Source organism: Streptomyces sp. BHT-5-2, assembly GCF_019774615.1.
Lineage (GTDB): Bacteria > Actinomycetota > Actinomycetes > Streptomycetales > Streptomycetaceae > Streptomyces.
The window spans coordinates 4,287,034-4,305,240 of record NZ_CP081496.1 but is presented as its reverse complement, the minus strand read 5'-3'; the positions used below and the strand labels follow the sequence as shown (position 1 = coordinate 4,305,240).

Sequence of the window (18,207 nt, the reverse complement as noted above, 5' to 3'; positions counted from 1 at the left end):
TGTTCATGGCGAGTTTTCCGCGCGCCGCTTGCGCAGCACCCCGAAGAACTCCGCTACCCCCAGCGGCACACGATAGCGGCGGACGAGGGCGCAGAACGCCACAATGGACAAAAGAATGCCGAAGAGGGTACCGGCGAAGGTGTCACCGCATAGCACCCGTATCAGGAACGCAAGCGGAGCTACCGCCCCGATGGTGATCAATGCGGCGAGAAGGTAACCGCGGTCCACGGCGCCGAACCCCAGCCGACGGCGGACCAGCCAGGCCGAAGCGCCGTTGTCCACCACGATCGCCAGACCGAACGAGACCGCGGCGCCCAGCACTCCGTAGCGCGGAACCAGCCATATCCCGAAGCACAGTTGGACCGCGAAGGCCGCACCGGCGACGACGAGGTTCGGCACGCTCCGGCCCGCCATCAGCAGCGCCGTCTGCGCGTTGCCGACGGCGACGTTGACCAGGCTCGCCGTGGCCAGCACCACCAGGCCCGGCGCGCCCGGCCCGAAGTCCGCGCCGAATAGCGCGAGCACCGTACGCGGAAAGGCCGCCAGCAGCACGAACACCGGCCAGGAGAACAGCGCGATCCAGCGCGTCGACAGCCGGTGCAGACGGTGGGCGCCGGCCCGGTCGCCGTCCGCCAGCAGCCGGCCGAGCTGCGGGGCCACCGCCAGCCGGACGGCCAGTTGCAGCAGCGTCCCCGCGGTCACCAGGCGCCCCAGCGCGGTGTAGACACCCGCCTCGGCGCTGGTGCCGAGCACCGACAGCAGGATCACACCGATCCACACGGCGGCGATGTCGAAGATCGAGGAGATCGCCCGTGGGCCGGCGAACGACCAGAACTCCCCGGCGGGAGTGGTGTGTTGGGGGGACCGAGGGCGGCTCCGGAGGGCGCGGCGGAGTGCGAGCCAGGCCGCCGCCGCGCCCAGTACGCCGGGGGCCAGCCAGGCGGCACTCAACGTCACCACGCCCGGCGCGAGCAGGACCAGGGGGACGGCGAGCAGCACCCGGAGCACCGGCTTCCCGATCTGCTCCACGCCCACGAACGGCACCACCGAGCCGTACCCCCGGGTCGCCCCCAGCAGCACCAGCGCCACCGTCGTCACCGGCAGGAACACCGCGAACAGCCGCAGCACCGCGGTCCCTTGCCCCGGGGACAGGTCCGGCAGCAGCCATCCGGCGAGGCCGGGGGCCAGCGGCACGGCCGCCGCCGCGACCGCGGTGCTCGCCACCAGCGGCGGCAGCACCGCGATCCGCAGCAGACCGGGCACCCCCGCCCCGTCCGTGTGCGCCAGGTCCCGGGAGACGAACCGCACCAGCGCGGTGTCCGCCCCCAGCTTCAGGGCGTTGCTCGCCAGCGTGAACGCGGCGACACCGGCGAACACCGCGCCGGCCCCGCGCGCCCCGAGCCCGTGGGTGACGATGGTGACCAGCACGAACCCGAAGACCGCGTTGGCCGCCGAGCCCGCCAGACCGAACAGGCTGCCGCGGGCCGTGCCGGCGATGCCCCGCCCGGCGGCCGCGGTGCCCGAGCGTGCCGGGGCGTCCCGGGCGTCGCCGGTGTCCGCCGGGCGCAGGGCGGTCACCCGCGCGCGGAGCGGGTGTCGGCGGGTGCGCCGTCCGCCCGGCTCGGGTCGACGCCGGGCAGCGGCGGGCCCGGCGGCACGGCCGACGCCGGCCCGGACGGGGCGTACGGGAACGCGTGCGGGTGGACCGGCGGCGCCGGCACCGTCCGCGACCCGTGCCGGCCGCGCTTGCGCTGGGCCGGGCCGCCGTCGGCGAGCCGACGCAGTACGCGCCGCCGGCTGCCCTTGTCCAGGACGGCGCCCAGGATGTGCCCGCCGGCCGCCGTGATCAGCTCCCGGACCCGGTCCAGGTCGTCCCGGCGGACCTCGTGCAGATCGCAGACCACCACCACACCGGCCGCCTGCTTGGCCACCGCCAGCCCGTCGGCGTGCGCCAGCAGCGGGCCGGTGACCACCACCACGTGCTCGTCCGGGCCCGCCGCGTTCAGCAGCCGTGCGAACTGCGGCGAGGTCAGGGCCCGCGCCGGATTGGGCACCTCCCGTCCGGGCAGCAGCGCGAACCGCCCGTCGGCACCGGCGTCCACGGTGAGCCGCTCGCCCTCGGCCCAACTGCCCGGCACCGGCCGCCCGTGACTTGGGCGCAGCGGCAGCCGCTGGGCGAGGACCGGCGTCCGCAGGTTCGCCTCCACCAGCAGGACGTCGGCGCCGATCTCGGCCAGCGCCCCGGCGAGGTTGACCGCCACCGGCACCGCGTCCGCATCGTCCCGGGGCGAGACGATCAACAGGCTTCCGCAGCCGGCGAAGCGACGGTCGTGCACCAGCCGGAACGCTATGGTGCGGTGCGCCTCGGCACGATTGCCGCGCCCGGACCCGCCGACCTCCAGCACCCCGCCACCGCTCCGCCGGCGCGGCAGGATGCCGAGCACCGGAGCCCGCAGGCTCTCCTGCACGTCCGCCACCGACCGGATCCGCGGCTCCAGCACCGAGCGGACCCAGGCCGCCAGGATGCCCAGGGCGAGGCCGGCCACCGCACCGGTCAGCAGCAGCACGTTGAGCCCCGGGCTGGACGGGAAGGCCGGCGGATCGCCCTTGCGGACGATGTCGCCGGGCGTGGTGTCCAGGGACTTGAGGGTGGAGATCCGGCCCCGCAGGGTGGCGATCGCCGACACCAGGTCGCTGCGCCCGGACTGGTCGGCGGCGTGTGCCGGGCCGCCGCCGGCCGCGGCGAGCCGTTCGTCCAGTGCCTTGCGCTGCTCCAGCAGCGGTGTCAGCTCACCGTTGAGCTTCTGCACCGTGGTGTCGATCCGCTGGGCCGCGGTGTCCCGCCGGTAGTCCAGATACGCCTGGACGAAGGCGTTGACGAGCCGGGCCGCCCGGTCCGCGGAGCCCGCGCTGTACTCGAAGACCAGGGTCTGCGTCTCGGGCGGATTGCTCACCCGCAGATCGCGCTGGAGCGCCGCCGGGGCGGTCCGTTCGCCCAGCGCCTGGGCGGCCTTGGCCGCGACCGAGGCGCTCTGCGCGATCTGCCGCTCGGTGCCCATGCTGATCTGCTTGTCGGCGGAGACGCCGCCGCCCTCGAACGGGGCGGTGCCGATCGCCTGCACCACTACCTCGCCGGTCGCCGTGTAGGTCGGGCCGCCCAGTACGAACACCGCGGCGCCGCCCAGCAGGCCCAGCAGCAGGCCGAGCACCAGGCACGCCCGATAGCGGAACAGCTGGCGCAACTGGTCGCGGATCTGGTCCGGTTCCTCCGCGGGCTCGTCGATGACGCTCACGTACCTGTTCCTCCTGTGGGTCGGGACAACGCGGTGCGGGGCCGGGACGACGCGGTGCGGGGTGACGGCAGGAGCGGGACGCCGAGCGGCGCGGGAGCGGCGGCGTGCCGGACCGTCCGCCGCGCCCTGCGGGTGATCAACAGCGGGATGCACACCAGCAGCGCGAGCGGGCCGACGATCGCCATCAGGCTGCCGCGCAGCAGCACCAACTGGTAGAAGCCGAAGGCCGGTACCAGCAGTGCCGCCAGCGTCCCCGGTCGGTGCCGCAACCGGTGCCGGAGCTCGTCGATCCGCCGTCCGACCAGGCCGATCAGGGTGAAGACGACGACGACCGACGGGAAACCGGCCCACATGTACGCCTCGATCCACAGCGGCGCGGAGAGGTTCTCGAAGGTGTAGCCCGCGTGCCGGGCGAGCAGGATGCCCGCGTCGTCCGGCTTCTCGGGCCACACCGGGCGCGGCACGAAGAACAGCGGCGGCCCCAGCGCCGCGGACGGGGTGAAGCCGTGGCCGTCGACGTAGTCCACCCCCGTCTGGATCTGCTGGAAGGCGTCGTAGTCGCCGTTGGAGGTGAACTGCTCGGCGAGCGAGAGGACTTGAACGTCCTGCCGTTTGTCGTAGCGGAAGTAGTCGCTGTACGGGAAGACCACCAGCACCATCGCCGCCACGGCCGCCGCGCCGATCCGGAAGGCGGCCGGTCCGCGCATCCAGGACGCGCCGAAGACCAGCGCCAGCAACACCGTGCCGGCCCAGAAGCGCGGCTGGCTGACGGGGTTGTTCACCACCACGTTCACCACGATCAGCAGCGGCAGCAGGCCGCGGCGCAGCCCGCGCAGCGTCCGGTCGCCGCCGGCGGACCGCGGTACGTGCACCAGGGCCAGCAGCGCCCAGAACGCCGGCACCGACAGCGCCCAGGCGGCCAGTGCCCGGCCGGCCGAACCCGACGGCTCGGCCTGCGCGGCGGCAGCCGCATGGGCCTGCCGGCTCACGAAGAACGCCGGCAGCCCGCCCAGCGCCGGGACCAGCACCGCCGCGATCAGCAGTGCCACCCCGCACAGCAGCAACACCCGGCCGGGCGCCAACTGCCGGGCCAGCAGCGGGGCGAGCACCGTGGAGCCGCGGGAGGAGCGCCACGACGCCAGCGCCGACCCCGCGCTGTAGGCCACAAGTCCCGTCTCCACCAGGAGGGTCGAGGTGAACGCGGTCGGCGCGTCGACGAGGAACCCGCGCGGATAGGCGTCCGTCGCGAGCATCGCCAGCGGTGCCAGCCCCAGCCAGACATAGGTGAACAGCCAGAAGCCGAAGGCGATCAGCCGGGCCCGGACGTCCGTCAGCACCCGGGCCAGGGCGATGCCGCTGTGCACCACCACCACGCACTGCACGGCGAGCGCGGCCCCGAACCGGGCGTCCGACGACCGCAGGACCACCAGCGGCAACAGCACCACCAGGAACAGCCCCCAGCAGCACAGTGCGGCCGCCGGACGCGCCGCCGGCCGAGCGCCCGACCAGCTCACCGGCCGCATGGACACACCCCCAACTTCCCTACCAGGAGCCGTAATTCCTCAGATTCGGTCCACCTGGTGACGCATCGCAATGCTAGGGTCACCTGCGTCCAAGCCGTGTGTACGTGGTGAAACAGACAGTTCGGTCGGTTGATCCGGCCGGCGTCGACACCCGCCGGACCCGTCCGCGGCGGCGCCGGCCGGCGCCCGGGCCGACCGCACCTCCAGAGGGGGCAGCCGTGCAAGAACCCTTCGCCGGCCGGCGCGTGCTCGTGGTCTCCACCAACTACGCGCCCGAACACACCGGCATAGGGCCCTACGCCACCCAGATCGCCGAGCACCTGGCCGCATCCGGCGCGGACACCCACGTCCTGGCCGGTATGCCGCACTATCCGGCCTGGCGGGTGGCGCAGGAGTACCGCGGTCGCTGGCGGCTGCGGGAGCGCCGGGGCGGGGTGACCGTGCACCGCCGCCGGCACACCGTCCCGTCCCGCCAGACCGCCGCCCACCGGGCGCTGTACGAGGCCACCGTGCTGGCCCACGGCCTGCTCGCGCCGCCGCCGGTCCGGCCGGACGTGGTGCTGACCCAGATGCCCACCCTGGCCGGGGCGGTGCTCGGCGGCCGACTGGCGCGGCGGGCCGGCGTGCCGCACGTCGTGGTGGTGCAGGACCTGATGGGCGCGGCCGCCGCGCAGAGCGGCATCCGGGGCGGGGGCGGGGCGGCCGAGCCGGCCGCGGCGGTCGAGGCCCGGGTGCTGCGCGCCGCGGATGCCGTCGGGGTGGTGCACGAGTCGTTCGTGGACCGGGTGGTGGCGACGGGGGTGCCCCGCTCCCGGGTGCATGTGGTGCCGAACTGGACGCACGTCCGCGCCCCGCGCGGCGACCGGGAGCGGACCCGGGCCCGACTGGGCTGGCGGGCCGACGAGACGGTCCTGCTGCACGCCGGCAACATGGGCCTCAAACAGGGACTGGAGGTCCTGGTCGAGACCGCGCGGCTCGCCGAGCAGGAGGCGGATCCACTCCGCGTCGTCCTCATGGGGGACGGCAGCCAGCGCGCACATCTGCGTCGACTCGCCGCGGGAATCCGCACGTTCAGCGTTCTGCCGCCCGCGCCGGCCGGGGAGTTCCCCGAGGTGCTGGCGGCCGCCGACATCCTCGTCGTCACCCAGCGGGCCTCGGTGCTCGACATGAGCCTGCCGTCCAAGCTGACCTCGTACTTCATGACCGGCCGGCCGGTCATCGCCTCGGTGGCCGCCCAGGGCGGGACCGCCCAGGAGGTGCGGCGCTCGGGCGCCGGCACGCTCGTCCCGCCCGAGGACCCCGAGGCGCTGCTGGCAGAGGTCCGGGCGCTGGCCGCCGACCCCGAGCGGGCCGCCCGGCTCGGCGCCCACGGGCCCCGCTACGTCGACGAGCGGCTCAGCAGCCGGGCCGGACTGGCGCGGATCACCGCTCTGCTGCGCCTGGCCATGGCCTAGGGCCGGTGCCGGGCCGGCCCTGAGGACCGGCGACGGCCGCCGCGCGCCCGGCCGGTCCGGGCGCCTCATCCGCCGCCGCCGAGGAAGCCGTACCACTCCTCCAGCCGGTCGGCGACCGCCCCGAGGGAGAACTCCGCGGCGATCGCCGACCGCCCGGCCGCCGCCCGGCGCTGCCGCAGCTCGGCGTCGTCCAGGAGCCGCAGCACCGCCTCGGCCAGTTCCTCCGGCGACCCGTCGGTGACCTCGGCGGCATCGTGGCGGCGCAGCGCGCCGGCGATCCCGCAGCTCTCGGTGCAGACCACCGGGGTACCCACGGCCAGCGACTCCAACAGGCTCATCGGGAACGGCTCGTGCACGCTCGGCAGCACATACACGGTGGCCGCGGCCAGGCGCCGCACCGCCGCGTCATGGTCCAGCGCACCGCCGTACGCCACCACCCCGCCCAGCGCCTCCTCGGCCACCACCCGCCGTACCGCGGCCAACCGCCCCTCGTCCGCGCCGTAGACGGCGAACGACACCTCCGGCCGCTTGGCGTGCACCAGCGCCGCCATCCGCACAAACGCCTCCGGCCGCTTGCGGGCCTGGAGCCGGGCCAGGAACAGCACCTCGGTCGGGCTCCGCGCCACTCCGCCGGGCTCGGCGACCCGGACGCCGTTGGGCAGCCGGACCAGGCGCGGCCCCCGCGGTCCCAGCACCTTGCGCAGCCCGGCCTCCTCCTCGTCGGTCAGCATCAGCACCGCCGCCGCCCGCCGCAGCAGCGGGACGTAGAACCGGTCGAAGAGCCGGGCCGACGCCGTCCGGCGGGGCTGGACCATGCCGTGCGTCTGCGCCAGGAACGGCCGGCGGCGCGCCACCGCCGCCGCGAGCGCGGCCAGTGACACCAGATCGCGCCCCGCGTGCAGTTGAAGCACCTCGGCGTGGCCGGTCCGCCGCCACAGCAGCCGCGGCAGGCCCGGATGGAACAGGCCGAGGAAGCCCTGCCCCGGAACCAGCGTGCGGGCGGGCCGGGCGCGCAGCGGCACCCCGTCCACGGTGTCCGGCGGCGGGCCCGCACCGCGCCACAGGGACACCAACTCGACCTCGTGGCCCCGCGCGGCCAGCTCGCCGAGCTGACCGGTTGCCACGCTCACCGGGCCGCCGTACGCCCCGTCCTCGCTCACCAGCGTGACGACATGGGTGATCCTCACCGGTCACCCCCGGTGGTGTGCACGGTCCCCGGCGGCACGTCCCGGTGGGCGACCGCGCCGGCACCGACCACCGCGTCCGCGCCGACCGTCACGCCGCGCAGCACCACGGCCCGGGCCGCCACCCAGGCACCGGGCTCCAGGCGGACCGGTCCGTTGTCGAACTCGAAGGTGGGGGAGCGGCGTTGATGACTGCCGGTGCAGAGCACCGCGCCCTGGGACACGCAGACATCGTGTCCGATGCTGATCGGCTCGAGATTGATCAGCCAGGCACCCTCGCCCACCCAGACGTCGTCGCCGACCGTCAGCTTCCACGGCCACTGCACCCGCACCCGGTGCCGGATCAGCACCCGCGCGCCGACCCGGGCGCCGAACGCCCGCAGCAGCACCGGCCGCAGCCGCGGCGGGCACCACCACTTGACGAAGACGAGGTTGAGCACGGCGAACCAGGCGGCCTGGACGAGCAGCCCGCGGCCCTTGTCGTAACCGGCCCCGGTGAAACCGCGCAGCCGGCGGGTGGTGGCCGGTGCGGCGGCGGGGGCGGTCATCGGTCCACCCGCACGCGCTGGCCGGAGAGCTCGTCCGCCAGCTGCCGGATGTCCGACTCGACCATGATCCGGGCCAGTTCGTCGTACCGGACCGTCGCGGACCAGTCCAGCAGACGCTCGGCCTTGGCTGGATCGCCGATCAGCGCGTCCACCTCGCTGGGGCGCTGGTACCTCGGATCGAAGCGCACGCTGCGTTCCCAGTCCAGTCCGGCGGCGGTGAACGCGGCCTGGAGGAAGTCCCGGACCGTCGCGGCCACGCCGGTCGCCACGACGTAGTCGTCCGGCTCGTCGCGCTGCAACATCCGCCACATCGCCTCGACGTACTCCGGCGCGTAGCCCCAGTCACGGACCGCGTCGAGGTTGCCGAGATAGAGGTGCTCCTGGAGACCGGCCTGGATGCGCGCCACCGCGCGGGTGATCTTGCGGGTGACGAAGGTCCCGCCGCGCCGTGGGCTCTCGTGGTTGAAGAGAATGCCGTTCACCCCGAACAGCCCATATGCCTCACGGTAGTTGACGGTGGACCAGTAGGCCATGACCTTGGCGCAGCCGTACGGGCTGCGGGGGTGGAACGGGGTGGACTCGTTCTGCGGTGGCGGGGTGGCGCCGAACATCTCCGACGAGGACGCCTGGTAGAGGCGGGTCCGGATGCCGCTGGCGCGGATCGCCTCCAGCAGCCGCAGGGCGCCCAGCCCGGTGACGTCCCCGGTGTAGAGCGGCGCGTCGAAGGAGACCCGGACATGTGACTGGGCGCCGAGGTTGTACACCTCGTCCGGCTGCAGGTCGCGCAGCAGGTTCACCAGTGCCACCCCGTCCGAGAGGTCGACATGATGCAGCATCAGCCGCCGGCCGGGGGTGTGCGGATCCTGGTAGATGTGGTCGATGCGCTCGGTGTTGAAGCTCGACGAGCGCCGCATCAGGCCATGCACCTCGTAGCCCTTGCCGAGCAGCAACTCCGCCAGATAGGAACCGTCCTGGCCCGTTATGCCGGTGACGACGGCGGTCCTGGCGGCGCGCTCACCGGCGCCGTTCGCGCCTCTCGTCCCCTTCGCCTCCGGCGCTCCCCCGGCTTCCCTGGCTCCCACGGCTTCCATGGCTTCCCCCCACGAGAAGTGCGTGCGCCCCGTCGACGCTGGATATTTCCGGAAAAAGACGGTCCATGCGGCGGATTCGCTGCCACAATCCGGGCCATGGACGACCTGCTGCCCGTACCCGCCCGCGTCTTCGTCGCCGGCCACCGGGGCCTGACCGGCTCCGCCGTCGCCCGGCACCTCACCGCCCGCGGCTACGAGGTCCTGACCCGGCCCCGGGAACGCCTCGACCTCCGCGACGCCACGGCCACCGGCGCCTATCTGCGCGCCGAACGCCCCGACGCCGTCGTGCTCGCCGCCGCCAGGGTCGGCGGCATCATGGCCAACAGCACCCGACCCGTGGACTTCCTGGAGGACAACCTCGCCATCCAGCTCAGCGTCATCGCGGGCGCGCACCGGGCCGGCGTCCGCCGACTGCTCTTCCTCGGTTCGAGCTGCATCTACCCCCGGCACACCGCCCAGCCCATCACCGAGGACGCCCTGCTCACCGGCCCGCTGGAGCCCACCAACGAGGCATACGCGATAGCCAAGATCGCCGGCCTGCTCCAGATCCGCGCCTACCGCCGGCAGTACGGCTCCTCCTTCGTCTCCGCGATGCCGACCAACCTCTACGGCCCCGGCGACAACTTCGACCTGGCGACCTCGCACGTCCTCCCCGCGCTCATCCGCCGCTGCCACGAGGCCAAGGAAGCCGGGCACGCCGACCTCACCCTGTGGGGCACCGGCACCCCGCGCCGCGAGTTCCTGCACGTCGACGACCTCGCCGCCGCCTGCGAGGTGCTGCTGCGCCACTACGACGGCGACGACCCGGTCAACGTCGGCTGCGGCGAGGACCTCACCATCGCCGAACTCGCCGCACTGGTCGCCGAAGCCGTCGGCTACCGAGGCCGGATCTCCTTCGACCCGGCCAAGCCCGACGGCACCCCGCGCAAACTCCTCGACATCGGCCGGATCCGCTCCCTGGGCTGGTCGCCGGCGGTCCCGCTCGCGGACGGCATCGCCGGCACCTACCAGGCATGGCGGACGCAGGCGGCCCCGAGGTGATCCGCACCGGCCCGGCGCGGGCGCGCCGCCGTCCGATGCGGCGGCGCGCTCCGGCCACCGGGCCCCGGCCCGCTCAGTACGCACCGCGCCCGTCCAGCACCGCGCGCACCGTCCGTACCAGCACATCGAGGTCCCGCCCGTAGGACCAGTTGTCCACGTAGCTCAGGTCCAGCGCGACGGTCTCGTCCCACGACAGGTCCGACCGGCCGCTGACCTGCCACAGCCCGGTCAGCCCCGGCTTCACGCTCAGCCGGCGCAACTCCGTGCCGCTGTACCGTTCCACCTCCTCCGGCAACGGCGGCCGAGGCCCCACCAACGACATATGACCGGCCAGTACGTTGCACAACTGCGGCAGCTCGTCCAGCGAGAAGCGGCGCAGCACCCGGCCGACCCGGGTCACCCGGGGATCGCGCCGCATCTTGAACATCGCCCCGTCGTGCTCGTTGGCCGACTCCAGTGCGGTCCGCATCCGGTCGGCGGCGACCACCATCGTGCGGAACTTCCACATCCGGAACGGCGCCAGATCGCGGCCGACGCGCACCTGCCGGTAGAAGACCGGACCGGCCGAGTCCAGCCGGATCAGCGCCGCCACCACCGCGAACACCGGGGCCAGCAGCACCAACAGGAGCAGCGCCCCGAGCCGGTCGGTGGTCTGTTTCAACAACACCGGCAGACCGCGCCGCGCCGCAGGCGCTGCGTGCGGCACCGTCAGGCCCGCCGCCCGGGCCAGCCGGACCCGGTGCCGGGCCACCTCGACGGCGGCGCCCTCCCCGACGATCAGCACCCGGCGCAGCGCCCCCGCCCGCCGTCGCGCCGTGCGCAGATACCGGTGCAGCAGCGTGCACCGGATCGCGGTCGGCGCCGGACAGGGCACCAGCGCCCGCCACGCCGCGCCCGCCCCCACACCCAGGAGGAGCGGCTGCGGCTGCCGGGTCGCGGCGCAGACCGGTGCGGCCGGCACCGCGGCACCCAGCGCGTCCGACGTCACGGCGACGGCGGCCGGCCGCCGCTCGTCGGGCCGGTGGCGGTGCGCCCGTTCCGCGCGTCCCTCCGGTCCGCATGGCGGTTCCGCCGGCCCGGCGGGAGGCACGATCCCCCGAGACGCGGCGGCTTCGAACAACCCCATGGCCCCCCACTCGGTCGTCCCGCACGTCCGGTGCGGTCGGCCCCCCCTGGTACGACCGCCTCCGTGTGTAGGAGCTGAACGCTAGAGCACCTTGCGGCTTACTGCTGCCGTTTCCCTGATTTGACGATTCTTGTGGCTTGTTGTCGGCAACTGCGTCGTATTCGTAGGCCAGTTGCTACGCGTGGCCGATACCTACCACTTCCGGTACGCGGCCCTCCGAAGGGCCCTTCGCCGGTCTCCGCGCACCCCGCTCAGCGGGCCCACCAGATCAGCGCCCCGCCGAGGACGAGCAGCAGACAGACCCCGAGATTGACCACCTTGTGGGCCAGGAACACCGCGGCGAACTCGCGGATGGTCGCGCTCGGCCAGAAGTACGCGGCGGTGGGCGAACCCACGACCTGGCCGTTCAGGCCGGTCTTCCGGGCCATCAACGCGGCCCGGAAGGCGTGGTAGTTGTTGGTGACGACCACACAGCGGTAGTCCGGCTTCGCCTCCGCCATCAGCGCCCGGCTGAACCGCAGGTTCTCCTCCGTGGTCCGCGAACGGTCCTCGCGCACGATCCGGTCCGTGGGAAACCCGCGCTCGACGAGGTAGTCGGCCATCGCATGGGACTCCGGGAGCTTCTCGTCCGGACCCTGGCCGCCGGACGTGATCAGCAGCGGCGTGGAACCCCGCGCCACCAGCCGCTCGTACACCGCGCGCCCCCGCTCCAGCCGACTGGCCAGCAGCGGCGGCACCTTGGACCCGCCGATCAGGCCGGAACCGAGCACCACCACATAGTCGGCCCGCCGCCGCACCGGCCACCGCCCGTAGAGGAAGGCATAGCCCACGAAGCAGAGGAAGAGGAACGACACATAGCCGACCACCCCGACGGTGACCGCCGCGCTCACCAGCAGGCCGACCGTGTGCAGGACAACCGCCGTGACCAGCAACACGATCACGCCGATGATCCCGAGCCCGGCGAGCAGCGACAGCAGGTTGGCCGGGCGACGCCCCTCCTTGCGGACCATCGTCACACCGTTGGCGATCAGGAAGCCGGCGAGGACCAGCGTCCCCAGTGCGGGCAGCACCAACAGTGCCAGCCCGGCGACCGCTCCCCATACGGGATGCGACCGACCCAGGGTGCCGACCGTCGCCGACAGTCCGAAGGCCACGGCCAGTCCCAGATGGACGGCGTTGCCGAACCGGCGTCGGTCGCGGAGCACACCGAAGCAGAAGAGGAGAAGGAACAACAGCGCAGGGGAGAAGGCCAACATGCCCGCATCGTAGACAGCGATCGCGGGTCGGTGATCATTGTTTCCCGCACCGGTGCGGTCCGCGGGCGGACGCGCTGATTAAAGTGACGGCAACAAGTCCGGTGATCCAGGATCAAGTGAGGTAATCGCGAACCATGCCGACCGAAACGTTTGAGTTCCAGGTGGAGGCCCGTCAGCTGCTCCAGCTGATGATCCACTCGATCTACTCGAACAAGGACGTCTTCCTCCGGGAGCTAGTCTCCAACGCCTCCGACGCACTGGACAAGCTGCGTCTGGCCGCGCTGCGCGACGACTCCCTCGACGCCGACGTCTCCGACCTGCACATCGAGCTGGAGATCGACAAGGACGCCCGTACGCTCACGGTGCGGGACAACGGCATCGGGATGTCGTACGACGAGGTCGGCCGGCTCATCGGCACCATCGCCAACTCGGGGACGGCCGCCTTCCTCCAGGAGCTGAAGGAGGCCAAGGACGCGGCCGGCGCTGAGGGGCTGATCGGCCAGTTCGGCGTCGGCTTCTACTCCGGCTTCATGGTGGCCGACGAGGTCACCCTGCTGACGCGGCGGGCGGGCGAGAAGAAGGGCACCCGCTGGGCGTCCCGCGGCGAGGGCACCTACACCCTCCAGGAGGTCGACGACGCACCGCAGGGCACCTCGGTGACACTGCACCTCAAGCCCGCCGACTCCGACAACCAGCTGCACGACTACACCTCGCCGTGGAAGCTCAAGGAGATCGTCAAGCGCTACTCGGACTTCATCACCTGGCCCGTCAAACTGGTCGGTGAGACCGGGAACGAGGGCGACGAGCCCGCCGAACCCGAGACGCTGAACTCGATGAAGGCCCTGTGGGCGCGCTCGCGCGACGAGGTGTCCGAGGACGAGTACCACGAGCTGTACAAGCACATCAGCCATGACTGGCGCGACCCGCTGGAGACCGTCCAGCTGCAGGCCGAGGGAACCTTCGAGTACCAGGCACTGCTGTTCGTCCCGTCGCACGCCCCGCACGACCTGTTCACCCAGAACTACCAGCGCGGGCTGCAGCTCTACGTCAAGCGCGTGTTCATCATGGACGACTGCGAGGCGCTGCTGCCGCCCTACCTCCGCTTCGTCAAGGGCGTGGTCGACGCCCAGGACCTCTCGCTCAACGTCTCCCGTGAGATCCTCCAGCAGGACCGGCACATCCTCATGATGCAGCGCCGGCTGACGAAGAAGGTGCTGGCGTCGGTCAAGAGCATGCGGGCCGACGACGCCGAGCGCTACGGCACGTTCTGGCGGGAGTTCGGCGCGGTGCTCAAGGAGGGGCTGATCACCGACTCCGACAACCGGGACGCGCTGCTCGCGGTGTCGTCGTTCGCGACCACGCACGGCGAGGACGAGTCGGTCACGCTGGAGCAGTACGTCGCGCGGATGCGGGACGGCCAGGAGGACATCTACTACATCACCGGCGAGTCCCGGCAGAGCATCGACAACTCCCCGCACGTGGAGGCGTTCCGGGAGCGGGGCATCGAGGTGCTGCTGCTCACCGACCCGGTCGACGAGGTGTGGGTCGACGTGGTCGGCGAGTTCCAGGGCAAGCGGCTGCAGTCGATCACCAAGGGCGAGATCGACCTCGGCGCGCAGGGGGACGAGAAGTCCGAGGACGAGCGCGAGAAGCAGGCCGAGCAGTACGCGGACCTGCTCGGCTGGATGACCGAGCAACTGGCCGACGACGTCAAGGAGGTGCGTCTGTCGTCCCGCCTGACGGTCTCGCCGGCCTGCATCGTCGCGGGCGCCGAAGACCTGACCCCGGCCCTGGAGAACATGTACCGGGCCATGGGACAGGAGGTGCCGCACACCAAGCGCATCCTCGAACTCAACCCGGCCCACGAGCTGGTGAAGGGCCTGAACCAGGCATACGGGGAGCGCGAGGACCGCGCCGGTCTCACCGAGACCGCCGAACTGCTCTACTCCCTGGCCGTCCTGGCCGAGGGCGGCCGGCCGGCCGACCCCGCGCACTTCGTGAAGGTGGTGGCGGACCGCCTGGGCCGCACCCTGTGATCAGGCCCCGCCCCACGACGCGGACATGAGCACCGCGGCAGAGCGTCCGCCGACGGCCCCCCGGCCTCCGGCGGACGCTCTGCCTGTCTGCCTGCCCGGCCGGTGCCTAGCCCATGCTCTTGGCGCCGTCCAGGGACTCGCGGACGATGTCGGCGTGCCCGGCGTGCTGCGCGGTCTCGGCGACGATGTGCATCAGCACCCGACGGGCCGACCACTGTGTGCCGGGCTCGAACCAGGGCGCCTTGGGCAGCGGCCAGGCACGGTCCAGGTCGGGCAGGGCGGCCACCACCTCGTCGGTCCGGCGGGCCACCGCCTCGTAGTCGGCCAGTACGCCGGCCAGCGTCTCGCCGGGCAGCATCCGGAACTGGTCGGCACGACGGGCCAGGTCGTCCTCGGTCATCGCCGTGAAGTCCGGCATCGCCGAGGTGCCGTGCAGGATGAAGTCCACCCAGCGCTCCTCGACCGCGCTGACATGCTTGATCAGACCGCCCAGACACAACTCGCCGGCGGTGGTGCGCCGTCCGGCCTGCTCGTCGGTGAGGTCCCGGGTGGTGAAGCGCAGGAAGTGCCGGTGCTTGGCCAGTGCCTCCAGCCATTCGGCGCGCTCGCCGGTGACGGCCGGGACCTCGTCGGCCGGGGACTCGGACTGGTCGCGGGTGGTCGCCTGGGTGTCGGTCATGGTCGTCGCCTCTCGGTGTTCTCGTGCGGTGGTGAGAACCACGCTAGGCACCAAGGAGGACAACTGCTGTCCTAGATCGCCGAGCAGTTGGAAATCGGTGGCCGGAAGGCAGCGATCGGAAGGTGGCGGCCGGAAGGCGCCATGTCGGGACCGCGGCGGACTCCCGCCCGTCCGCAATCGCTTCCGCATTCCGGGAATCATGCGTCAACACACGCTGTTGCCAACGGACATGACCGTAGGAGTCGCCCTCAACCCGACCGATCCCGCCAATCAGATCGACGCGAGCGTGGCGCTCGCCAAGGAGGCCGCGGCCGCGGGGCTGCGATCCGCGTGGTTCGGCCAGACCTTCGGCGCGGACTCGCCCCAGCTCGCCGCGATCGTCGGCCGCGAAGTGCCCGGACTGCACGTGGGGACGTCCGCCGTCCCCGTCTTCGGACGTCACCCGCTGATCGTCTCCAGCCAGGCCCAGACCGCACAGGCGGCCACCCACGGCCGCTACCACCTCGGCCTCGCGCTCGGCACCAGGCTCCTGACCGAGGGCGGCTTCGGAATCCCCTTCGAACGGCCCGTCGCCCGCCTGCGGGAATTCCTCACCGCGCTACGGCAGTTGACCGAGACCGGCAGCGCCGACTTCCACGGTGAGCTCCTCACCGCGGCCACTCCCATACCCGCCCGGGTGCCGGGCGCGGAGTCCGGCGTCCCGTTGCTCGTCGCCGCGATGGGCCCGCGGGCCCTGCGGGTCAGCGGCGAGCTTGCGGACGGGATCCTGCCCTACCTCGCCGGGCCCCGCGCCCTCGCCGACCACATCGTGCCGGCCGTCACCGCCGCAGCCGAGGCCGCCGGGCGCCCTGCGCCCCGGATCGTGGCACTCGTCCATGGCGTGGTCACCGACGACGCCGACGCGGTCCGCGCCACGGCCGCCGAGCAGTTGGCCTTCTACGAGCAGGTTCCGTCCTACGCCCGGGCCATCGAGCTCTCCGGCGCCCGGCGGGCCGTCGATGTCGCGGTGATCGGTGACGAGAGGACGGTCGCCGCAGAGGTGCAGCGCTACCGCGACGCCGGTGCGACGGAAGTGGTGTTCGTCGGAACGGAGATCGACGGCGACACCAACCGCCGCCGCACCTGGGATCTCCTGGGCACCCTGGCGGGCTGACCGGGCGCGCCGCCGGCAGAAAAGCGGATGCACCGTTCCCCGGGCCTCCGTTACGGTGTCCGCATGTCCACGCCCCGAATTTCCTAGCCGAGGAACCGCTTCCACGCCAGAAGTGTGTCCTCGTGCTTTTTCGGAGCGTTACCACATGATCACCGTTCGCGATGTCGAGCTGCGCGCCGGCGCCCGCCTGCTGCTCTCCGATGTCTCCTTCACCGTCTCGCCCGGCGACCGGATCGGCCTGGTCGGCCGCAACGGCGCGGGCAAGACCACTCTCATGACCGCCCTCGCGGGCCGGGCCAGGCCCGCCGTGGGGACCGTCACCCACACCGGCCCGGTCGGCCATCTCGCGCAGGACTACCGGGCCGCCGACCCGGCCGGCACGGTCGCCGACCGGATCCTCTCCGCCCGCGGACTGGACGTGGCCCTGCACCGACTGCGCGCGGCCGAGTCCGCGATGGCCGACGCCGACGACCCGCGCGGGCTGGAGCGCGCGATGGCCGCCTACGCCCGCGCGGAGACCGCGTTCCAGGCCGGCGGCGGATACGCCGCGGAGGCCGAGGCGGCCCGGGTCGCCGCGGGGCTCGGCCTGCCGCAGCGGGTGCTGAACGGGCCCGTCGGAGCCCTCTCCGGCGGCCAGCGGCGCCGCGTCGAACTCGCCCGGATCCTCTTCGCCGGGCACCAGGGCACCCTGCTGCTGGACGAGCCCACCAACCACCTCGACGCCGACTCGCTCGGCTGGCTCCGCACCTTCCTCCGGGCCCACCAGGGCGGGCTGGTGGTGATCAGCCATGACTCCGGCCTGCTCGCGGACGTCGTCAACCGCGTCTTCCACCTCGACGCCACCCGCGCGACGATCGACCTCCACAACACCGGCTGGACCGGGTATCTCGCCCAGCGGGCCGCGGACGAGCGGCGCCGCACCCGCGAACGGTCCAACGCCGAACGCAAGGCGGCGTCCCTGCATGCCCAGGCCGAGAAGATGAAGGCCCGCTCGGCCACCGCCGTGATGGCCAGGAGCATGGCCCGCCGCGCCGACCGCATGCTGGCCGATCTCGAACCGGCCAGGCGGCGTGAGAAGGTCGCCCGGATCCGGCTGCCCGAGCCGCACCCCTGCGGCCGGATGCCACTCGGCGCGATCAGCCTCGCCAAGTCCTACGGCGACCACCAGGTCCTCACCGGCGTCGATCTGGCCGTGGACCGGGGCAGCCGCCTGGTGATCCTCGGCCTCAACGGCGCCGGGAAGACCACACTGCTACGGATCCTCGCCGGCGCGGAGACCCCGGACGCCGGCCGGGTCGTGCACGGGCAGGGGCTGCGGCTGGGCTACTTCGCCCAGGAACACGACACGCTCGACGGCACCCGCACCGTCCGCGACAATCTCGCGGCCGTCGCCCCGCATCTCACGGACCAGGAGATCCGCCGGGTGCTGGGGGCGTTCCTGTTCGCCGGGGACGACGCCGACAAGCCCGCCGGCGTCCTCTCGGGCGGTGAGAAGACCCGGCTGGCGCTGGCCGGGCTCGTCCACTCCGGGGCCAATGTGCTGCTCCTGGACGAGCCGACCAACAACCTCGACCCCGCCTCCAGGGACGAGGTGCTGGCCGCGGTCGGCTCCTACCCCGGCGCGATCGTGATGGTCACCCACGACGAGGGCGCCATCGACGCCCTGCGCCCCGACCGGGTGCTCCTGCTGCCCGACGCGGACGAGGACCTGTGGAACGAGGAGTACCGGGAGCTGGTGACCCTGGCCTGAGCCCGACCATGGCCTGACCGACGACGAACGACACCGACCGGCCGGGTCCTTGCCCGGTCGATCGGTGTCCCGG

General features: G+C 72.9%; 14 protein-coding genes. 5 read left to right on the top strand and 9 right to left on the bottom strand.

Annotated features, from left to right (window positions below):
* Nucleotides 1-3: 3 nt before the first annotated feature.
* The 3 genes from K2224_RS19135 to K2224_RS19125 are packed head-to-tail and all read right to left on the bottom strand — an operon-like array spanning nucleotide 4 to nucleotide 4,816.
* Nucleotides 4-1,578 (bottom strand): oligosaccharide flippase family protein, encoded by a 1,575-nt coding sequence (locus K2224_RS19135; protein ID WP_221907728.1) that lies wholly within the window; start codon nucleotides 1,576-1,578, stop codon nucleotides 4-6.
* Complete coding sequence (locus tag K2224_RS19130) at nucleotides 1,575-3,293, bottom strand: polysaccharide biosynthesis tyrosine autokinase (RefSeq protein WP_221907727.1); 1,719 nt, start codon at nucleotides 3,291-3,293, stop codon at nucleotides 1,575-1,577. The genes K2224_RS19135 and K2224_RS19130 overlap by 4 nt, the downstream gene beginning before the upstream one ends.
* Entirely contained in the window at nucleotides 3,290-4,816 is a 1,527-nt protein-coding gene (locus K2224_RS19125) for a hypothetical protein (RefSeq protein ID WP_221909807.1), read from the bottom strand. The genes K2224_RS19130 and K2224_RS19125 overlap by 4 nt, the downstream gene beginning before the upstream one ends.
* A gap of 218 nt (nucleotides 4,817-5,034) precedes the next feature.
* On the opposite strand from K2224_RS19125, the gene K2224_RS19120 reads away from it, so the two are divergent.
* Nucleotides 5,035-6,270 (top strand): glycosyltransferase, encoded by a 1,236-nt coding sequence (locus K2224_RS19120; protein WP_260692791.1) that lies wholly within the window; start codon nucleotides 5,035-5,037, stop codon nucleotides 6,268-6,270.
* Between the two features lie 65 nt (nucleotides 6,271-6,335).
* On the opposite strand, the gene K2224_RS19115 is transcribed toward K2224_RS19120, so the two are convergent.
* From K2224_RS19115 to gmd, 3 genes are read right to left on the bottom strand one after another with little or no spacing between them, the layout of a single operon-like run.
* Nucleotides 6,336-7,457 (bottom strand): glycosyltransferase, encoded by a 1,122-nt coding sequence (locus K2224_RS19115; protein ID WP_221907726.1) that lies wholly within the window; start codon nucleotides 7,455-7,457, stop codon nucleotides 6,336-6,338.
* Nucleotides 7,454-8,002 (bottom strand): DapH/DapD/GlmU-related protein, encoded by a 549-nt coding sequence (locus K2224_RS19110; RefSeq protein ID WP_221907725.1) that lies wholly within the window; start codon nucleotides 8,000-8,002, stop codon nucleotides 7,454-7,456. The genes K2224_RS19115 and K2224_RS19110 overlap by 4 nt, the downstream gene beginning before the upstream one ends.
* Nucleotides 7,999-9,093: a GDP-mannose 4,6-dehydratase gene (gene gmd, locus K2224_RS19105; RefSeq protein WP_260692789.1), complete on the bottom strand. Its 1,095-nt coding sequence runs from the start codon at nucleotides 9,091-9,093 to the stop codon at nucleotides 7,999-8,001. Before gmd ends, K2224_RS19110 begins: the two co-directional genes overlap by 4 nt.
* A 96-nt stretch (nucleotides 9,094-9,189) precedes the next feature.
* Between gmd and K2224_RS19100 the strand changes: the two genes are divergently transcribed.
* A complete protein-coding gene (locus K2224_RS19100; RefSeq protein WP_221907724.1) occupies nucleotides 9,190-10,134 on the top strand; it encodes a GDP-L-fucose synthase in 945 nt (314 codons plus the stop codon).
* Nucleotides 10,135-10,207: 73 nt separating this feature from the next.
* Here the strand turns inward: K2224_RS19100 and K2224_RS19095 are convergent, their stop codons facing one another.
* Together K2224_RS19095 and K2224_RS19090 are read right to left on the bottom strand one after the other, a co-directional pair.
* A complete protein-coding gene (locus K2224_RS19095; RefSeq protein ID WP_221907723.1) occupies nucleotides 10,208-11,260 on the bottom strand; it encodes a sugar transferase in 1,053 nt (350 codons plus the stop codon).
* Between the two features lie 251 nt (nucleotides 11,261-11,511).
* Entirely contained in the window at nucleotides 11,512-12,516 is a 1,005-nt protein-coding gene (locus K2224_RS19090; RefSeq protein WP_221907722.1) for a YdcF family protein, read from the bottom strand.
* A gap of 134 nt (nucleotides 12,517-12,650) precedes the next feature.
* Here K2224_RS19090 and htpG point away from each other — a divergent pair, with 134 nt between their 5' ends.
* Entirely contained in the window at nucleotides 12,651-14,552 is a 1,902-nt protein-coding gene (gene htpG / locus K2224_RS19085; RefSeq protein WP_221907721.1) for a molecular chaperone HtpG, read from the top strand.
* A gap of 106 nt (nucleotides 14,553-14,658) precedes the next feature.
* Here the strand turns inward: htpG and K2224_RS19080 are convergent, their stop codons facing one another.
* Nucleotides 14,659-15,231 (bottom strand): DinB family protein, encoded by a 573-nt coding sequence (locus K2224_RS19080; protein ID WP_221907720.1) that lies wholly within the window; start codon nucleotides 15,229-15,231, stop codon nucleotides 14,659-14,661.
* Nucleotides 15,232-15,460: 229 nt separating this feature from the next.
* On the opposite strand from K2224_RS19080, the gene K2224_RS19075 reads away from it, so the two are divergent.
* Together K2224_RS19075 and K2224_RS19070 are read left to right on the top strand one after the other, a co-directional pair.
* The gene (locus K2224_RS19075) at nucleotides 15,461-16,384 is read left to right on the top strand and encodes an LLM class F420-dependent oxidoreductase (protein ID WP_221907719.1); all 924 of its coding nucleotides are present in this window, start codon (nucleotides 15,461-15,463) and stop codon (nucleotides 16,382-16,384) included.
* A 145-nt stretch (nucleotides 16,385-16,529) separates the two neighbouring features.
* Nucleotides 16,530-18,134, top strand: a complete 1,605-nt coding sequence (locus K2224_RS19070) for an ABC-F family ATP-binding cassette domain-containing protein (protein ID WP_221907718.1) — start codon at nucleotides 16,530-16,532, stop codon at nucleotides 18,132-18,134.
* The last annotated feature ends 73 nt before the right edge of the window (nucleotides 18,135-18,207 follow it).

What these genes read in the sequence shown, in the direction of transcription:
- gmd (WP_260692789.1), bottom strand. Translation starts at nt 9,093, where the DNA reads ATGGAAGCCGTGGGAGCCAGGGAAGCCGGGGGAGCGCCGGAGGCGAAG.
- K2224_RS19125 (WP_221909807.1), bottom strand. Translation starts at nt 4,816, where the DNA reads ATGCGGCCGGTGAGCTGGTCGGGCGCTCGGCCGGCGGCGCGTCCGGCG.
- htpG (WP_221907721.1), top strand. Translation starts at nt 12,651, where the DNA reads ATGCCGACCGAAACGTTTGAGTTCCAGGTGGAGGCCCGTCAGCTGCTC.
- K2224_RS19075 (WP_221907719.1), top strand. Translation starts at nt 15,461, where the DNA reads ATGACCGTAGGAGTCGCCCTCAACCCGACCGATCCCGCCAATCAGATC.
- K2224_RS19080 (WP_221907720.1), bottom strand. Translation starts at nt 15,231, where the DNA reads ATGACCGACACCCAGGCGACCACCCGCGACCAGTCCGAGTCCCCGGCC.
- K2224_RS19100 (WP_221907724.1), top strand. Translation starts at nt 9,190, where the DNA reads ATGGACGACCTGCTGCCCGTACCCGCCCGCGTCTTCGTCGCCGGCCAC.
- K2224_RS19070 (WP_221907718.1), top strand. Translation starts at nt 16,530, where the DNA reads ATGATCACCGTTCGCGATGTCGAGCTGCGCGCCGGCGCCCGCCTGCTG.
- K2224_RS19095 (WP_221907723.1), bottom strand. Translation starts at nt 11,260, where the DNA reads ATGGGGTTGTTCGAAGCCGCCGCGTCTCGGGGGATCGTGCCTCCCGCC.
- K2224_RS19090 (WP_221907722.1), bottom strand. Translation starts at nt 12,516, where the DNA reads ATGTTGGCCTTCTCCCCTGCGCTGTTGTTCCTTCTCCTCTTCTGCTTC.
- K2224_RS19110 (WP_221907725.1), bottom strand. Translation starts at nt 8,002, where the DNA reads ATGACCGCCCCCGCCGCCGCACCGGCCACCACCCGCCGGCTGCGCGGT.